The organism is Chimaeribacter coloradensis (assembly GCF_002858715.1).
Classification (GTDB): domain Bacteria; phylum Pseudomonadota; class Gammaproteobacteria; order Enterobacterales; family Enterobacteriaceae; genus Chimaeribacter; species Chimaeribacter coloradensis.
The window spans coordinates 1-392 of sequence record NZ_PJZH01000081.1; the positions used below are offsets into that span (position 1 = coordinate 1).

A 392-nucleotide genomic window follows, 5' to 3' on the forward strand; every position below is an offset into this window, starting at 1 on the left:
CATGTAGTTGTTGACGATCTTGATGCGGATACCGCGCCCCGGCCCGCCCGCCTCCACCAGCGTGTCCCCCATGCAGCGCAGCAACGGTGCGGCGCGGCTCACCTGCTCCGGCGTCCCGCCCGCCAGGATCAGCAGCGTGCCCGCCACCGCGTGCCCCTACCAAAGAGCTGCTGATTGATGAGTCGCTGATTGGCTGGAAAGAGTATGAGATGGAGGTGGTGCGCGACAAAAATGACAACTGCATCATCGTCTGCTCAATCGAAAACTTCGATGCGATGGGCATCCACACCGGTGACTCCATCACCGTGGCCCCGGCGCAAACACTGACCGACAAAGAGTACCAAATCATGCGTAACGCCTCGATGGCGGTACTGCGTGAAATCGGCGTGGAA

At 60.7% G+C, this 392-nt stretch carries 2 pseudogenes; one reads left to right on the top strand and one right to left on the bottom strand.

The annotated features are described in order from the left end of the window. A pseudogene (locus tag CYR32_RS21930) lies at positions 1-153 on the bottom strand (sulfolactaldehyde 3-reductase); the annotation flags it as partial. Here CYR32_RS21930 and CYR32_RS21230 point away from each other — a divergent pair. Next, a pseudogene (locus CYR32_RS21230) lies at positions 153-392 on the top strand (ATP-binding protein); the annotation flags it as partial. The pseudogenes CYR32_RS21930 and CYR32_RS21230 sit on opposite strands and share 1 nt — an antisense overlap.